This is a genomic window from Mesorhizobium sp. Mes31 (assembly GCF_024519675.1).
Classification (GTDB): domain Bacteria; phylum Pseudomonadota; class Alphaproteobacteria; order Rhizobiales; family Rhizobiaceae; genus Mesorhizobium.
Genome location: NZ_JALJRL010000047.1, coordinates 1 through 4077 on the forward strand (window position 1 = coordinate 1; position 4077 = coordinate 4077).

Genomic DNA, 4077 nt, shown 5'->3' on the forward strand with positions numbered 1-4077 from the left:
GCGCGTAGGCATCGAAGCCATACCACCACCAGAAGAAGGACGGCGGAAGGTAAAACGGAAAGCCCAGGACTTGGAACCATGGCCTGCCGAGTTCGGGCTGGAACGCCAGGCGCCAGGCCACCCACTCCGTCGCGCCCCAGGTCGTGAAAAGTACGATCGCCAACACGGCGAGGATCTGGCCCCAGAGAATCTTGGTGGCGGACATGGCCGCGGTCCTTTCTTCAAATTCAGTTTAGAGGCTGAGGCCTCGCTTGCGGCCAAAACTCCAGTCGATGCCGTCGTCATTGCGAGCGACGCCAGAGACGTGGCGGCCAAGATGTTTTTCCAGGGACGGCGTCCAAGGCACCAGTTGGAACCCGAGACCGTCATCGATCATGGCGAAGCGGCCGGAGGCGAGCGTGAAGCGCTGCCGGTAGGAACCGGTGACATACTCGCCGCTGTGGACGCGGTTGAGGGGCCGGCCGGTTTCGGCGGAGAGCTTTTCGCCGAGCGCCTCCAACTCGCGGCGACGCAGCGTGTCGATCAGGCTGCGGGTGAAGGTTGTGCGTTGGCCATGCCGCTCGCCGAGGCCCTGTTCGACGAGATGGTCAGCGCGGCGCTGCATCGCCTGCCGCACCTCGGCGCCGAAGCCGCCTTCGGATAGCGCAATCGGTTCGCGGGCGATATTCTGACGGTCAAGCCAGGTCGCACCGGCGGCGGTAACCTGCCGCTCAATATCGAGATCGGAACGGACAGCGAGTGCTGCGCGCGGATGCCCCTGCGCGTCATTGAACTTGCGCAGCTCAACGATGGAACCCGGAGCGCTGTCGCCGGCGGCGTCAAGATCGGACAGCTTGATGTGGTGGGTGCGGCCGTCGGTGCCATCGACCACGGCGTAGGCACTGCCCTTCAGCTCGTCATCGAGACCGCGGTCGACCAGCCGACCGAAGATCGGCGTGTCTAGGCGCTCTGCTGCCAGCACATAGTTCGCCGAGCCGCGCTCGATGCCCTGTTGTGTCAGGGCGCGGTGCATCCGCTTGATGATGTCACCGCGCTCGCCAAGCTCGCGCAGCGTCGCCTCGGCCGTGTCGTCGACCATCCATTGGCCCGGGCCGACCTGTTCGGCAAGGCCAAGGGTTTCGAGCTTGCGCACCCGCCCGACCTTCAGCACGTGATACTCATCGGGCTGAGCGTTCGCCGGGGACGCAAGATCGACAACGCCAGTGTCGCGGCCATCGCGAACAAGCTGCCGGTCAAGCTGGGTCCAACGTTCGGCCTCGACCTGACGCTGCAGATTGCGGCGGATGTCGAGATCGGTCCGCGGGCCGAGCTCCTGGGTAACGAGGTCGGCGGCGCGGGCGCGCATCCCCTCCTTGATGTAATCGCGGGAGATCAAAAGATCCTGCCCATCATCAGTCTGGCCGCGCAGGATGATGTGAAGGTGCGGGTTGTCGGTGTTCCAGTGATCGACGCCCGCCCAATCCAGCTTCGTGCCGAGGTCCTTTTCCATCTGGCCCATTAGATCGCGGGCGAAGGATTTGAGATCCGCCATGTCGACGGCATCTTCGGGCGATACGATGAAGCGGAAGTGGTGCCGATCATCGCCGCACCGCGCGGCGAAAGCACCGCCATCCACCTCCCCGCCTTCCCGCCCGAACAGCCTTGCCTTCTCCCCGTCACGGGTGACGCCCTCGCGGCGAAGATAGGTGAGATGGGCGGCAAGCGGCGCTGCGCGTGCGTGATGACGCACCAGCCGCGTCTTGATGATGACGGCTCGCGAGCGGCCGGTGAGGAGACGATTGGCGCGCACGCTCGCCGTGCGGCCACGCCCGAAGGTCGAGCGATTGCCCGGACTGATCCGGCCGGTGCGAGAGACACGAGCGCCGGCCTTCTGGGCGGCGGCAAGTGCCTGCGCGATGAAAGGCCTCGCGCGCTGAGCGCTGGGCGAGCGGATGCGGCCGGGCCGGATTCGGAAACCATCCTCACCGTTCATAGCGAATATCCGCACATCGTATCAAGGCTTTGAAATTACGTCGAAAACGGTGTTCAGGCGCGGTGTGCCAAAACTTCGCACCTCGCGGAAATGCCGCATAACCTCTTGAAACAACACGACCGACCGACGCCGCACCTCGCGGCCTTTTATCTCGCCATCTTCCGGTTGTTCTGCACACCTTCCGCCTCCATCCACGCCACGGTGCGCTGGGGCTCGCGGTTGCGCGAAGACGCCCATGCGCGCTCATGGCTGGATCCCTTCGCCCGCTCGCGCCACGAAGAGGCCTTCGGCCAGCGGCACGATGGCGGAGACATCGCGCACGGTGGGTGCGGAGCTCGCGTCATTTGGTGGTCGCTCGGTCGGCACGAGAGCGACAGCTTGTATGCGATCCGGCTGACCGACGAAGAGCGAGCCGTGCTTCCACGGAATGGCCTCGACAGACGTAACGGCGAAAGGGCGCATACCCTCGCTTTCACCGATCAGGGGGGCGAGCGTCGCGACATAGGCGCGGGTCTCGGCCGGTAACGGACGCCCAGTGAGGTAGGCTTGGTAGCGTGCAGGTCCCGCGTTGTAGGCGGCCAGAAACCCGGGCGAGCCGAAGCGATCGTGCAGTTCGCGCAGGTACGCCGTTCCTGCCAGGATGTTGTCCCGGGCATCGAACGGATCGTGGCCGAGCGACCAGCGGGCACGCAGATCATCCCATGTGCCGGGCATGATCTGCATCAAGCCGCGGGCGCCTGCGCTGGACACGGCGCGCACATCACCCGCACTCTCCTTGCGCATGATGGCGCGTATCAACGCGGTCGGAACGCCGAAGCGGTGCGAGGCTTCTGCGATATGCGCGCCGAACGGATCGCGTTGGGACGACCGTGGGATGCCCAAGTCCTGCGCCACAGTCGCCGCCGGCATGACGGTCGCGACGGACAGGCCGCAAAGGAGGAGCAGAGCCATGCGCCGGGCAGCACGAAACGGCCCGGGCGCACGGCGATGGCTCGTCGACGGACGGCGAGCGCGCATCGTTCAATCCTTCTCGCTACGGTCGCGCGGGCGCGCCCAGTGCAGCGACCAGGACGTTTTGTCGTCGCCATTGCGAAAGAGGTTCGCGCGTATCGGCTGCGCGAAGGTCGGGTCGTCGAGCTGGATCGAGACATAGTCTCCGGCCTTTTCGCTGGAGCGTTTCCAGCCGGCGCCGATCTCGGGGCCGTCCTCGCTTCCGGAGTGAACGCGGTAGTCAGGCGCATTCTCCGTCTCGCTCGCCTCTGCCGCCACAATGGCGATATCCCGGTTGAGACTGAGCGTGTGGATGCGCCCGCTATAGCCGGTCTTCTGGCGCGTGAATTCCCCGATCTGTTGCATGTCAGGCTCCTGTTTTCAGTGGTGCGGTGATGAAGGCTGGCGGCACGACGCGCGCCGCCGGTCGCGCGCTCACCGCGTTGGCGCGCGCCATTCGAAGCGGCCGTTCCCGTCCTCGTCGGTCCACAGCGGGACGGCGCGGCCGATGATCTGGCTGGTGGAAAGGAGGCCGAAGTAACGTCCGTCGAGGCTGTCGCGGACCTGCCGGTTCATCAGGAAGACTTCGCCGGTCGTGATGCGGCGGCAACCGTGCCAGACCGGCAGGTCGCGGCCGACCCGATCACGCTCGAGCGCCACGCCCTCCTCGATACCATTGACTGTGATGGTGAGGTTCGAGCGACAGACTTGTTGCCCGGACACTGCGAGGATGCGCTTCAAGAGCGGCACGCCCTTCGGCAGATAGTGGCGATCGGCGAGGAAGGTCGAGAGTGGTTCGGGTACGTCGACGGCGACTAGATCGGTGACATCGAACGGCCCGTCGAAGTCGATCGTGTAGAAGCCGACCGGCGCGCTGGCCGATGCGTTCCAGATCAATTTGATCGGCATCGGCGTGAGGCCGGGATAGCCGACGCCGATGGTTGCCACAACGCTGGCCAGGATGATCCCGGCGCGGCTCACGGCTCGGTCCTCTTGCGCAGCAGGAAGGCGCGATGCTGGTCGAGCGTGTAGGCGCGCGGCGCGTGGCCGGCGGTTATCCGGTTGTGGATGTGCCGCCAATGATCGGGCGACACCAACTCAGGCTCGATGTCGAG

The 4077-nt window shown here is 65.6% G+C and carries 5 protein-coding genes and 1 pseudogene; all 6 read right to left on the reverse strand.

The features are described from left to right. Positions 1-205 (reverse strand): annotated as a pseudogene (locus NR193_RS33050) (conjugal transfer protein TraG); the annotation flags it as partial. Between the two features lie 27 nt (positions 206-232). Beyond that, positions 233-1972, reverse strand: coding sequence for a VirD2 family relaxase/mobilization nuclease (locus NR193_RS33055; protein ID WP_256754845.1), 1740 nt, complete (start codon positions 1970-1972; stop codon positions 233-235). Positions 1973-2215: 243 nt separating this feature from the next. After that, positions 2216-2989: a lytic transglycosylase domain-containing protein gene (locus tag NR193_RS33060; RefSeq protein WP_256754846.1), complete on the reverse strand. Its 774-nt coding sequence runs from the start codon at positions 2987-2989 to the stop codon at positions 2216-2218. A 3-nt stretch (positions 2990-2992) separates the two neighbouring features. After that, complete coding sequence (locus tag NR193_RS33065; protein WP_256754847.1) at positions 2993-3328, reverse strand: DUF736 domain-containing protein; 336 nt, start codon at positions 3326-3328, stop codon at positions 2993-2995. A 69-nt stretch (positions 3329-3397) separates the two neighbouring features. Next, on the reverse strand, positions 3398-3943 hold the full coding sequence (locus NR193_RS33070; RefSeq protein ID WP_256754848.1) for a S26 family signal peptidase: 546 nt from the start codon (positions 3941-3943) through the stop codon (positions 3398-3400). Then, positions 3940-4077: DUF2840 domain-containing protein (locus tag NR193_RS33075; protein WP_256754849.1), on the reverse strand; the 138-nt coding region annotated here is incomplete at its 5' end. The genes NR193_RS33075 and NR193_RS33070, both read right to left, overlap by 4 nt.

Coding starts and splice junctions, on each gene's coding strand:
- NR193_RS33065 (WP_256754847.1), bottom strand. CDS start 3,328: ATGCAACAGATCGGGGAATTCACGCGCCAGAAGACCGGCTATAGCGGG.
- NR193_RS33055 (WP_256754845.1), bottom strand. CDS start 1,972: ATGAACGGTGAGGATGGTTTCCGAATCCGGCCCGGCCGCATCCGCTCG.
- NR193_RS33060 (WP_256754846.1), bottom strand. CDS start 2,989: ATGCGCGCTCGCCGTCCGTCGACGAGCCATCGCCGTGCGCCCGGGCCG.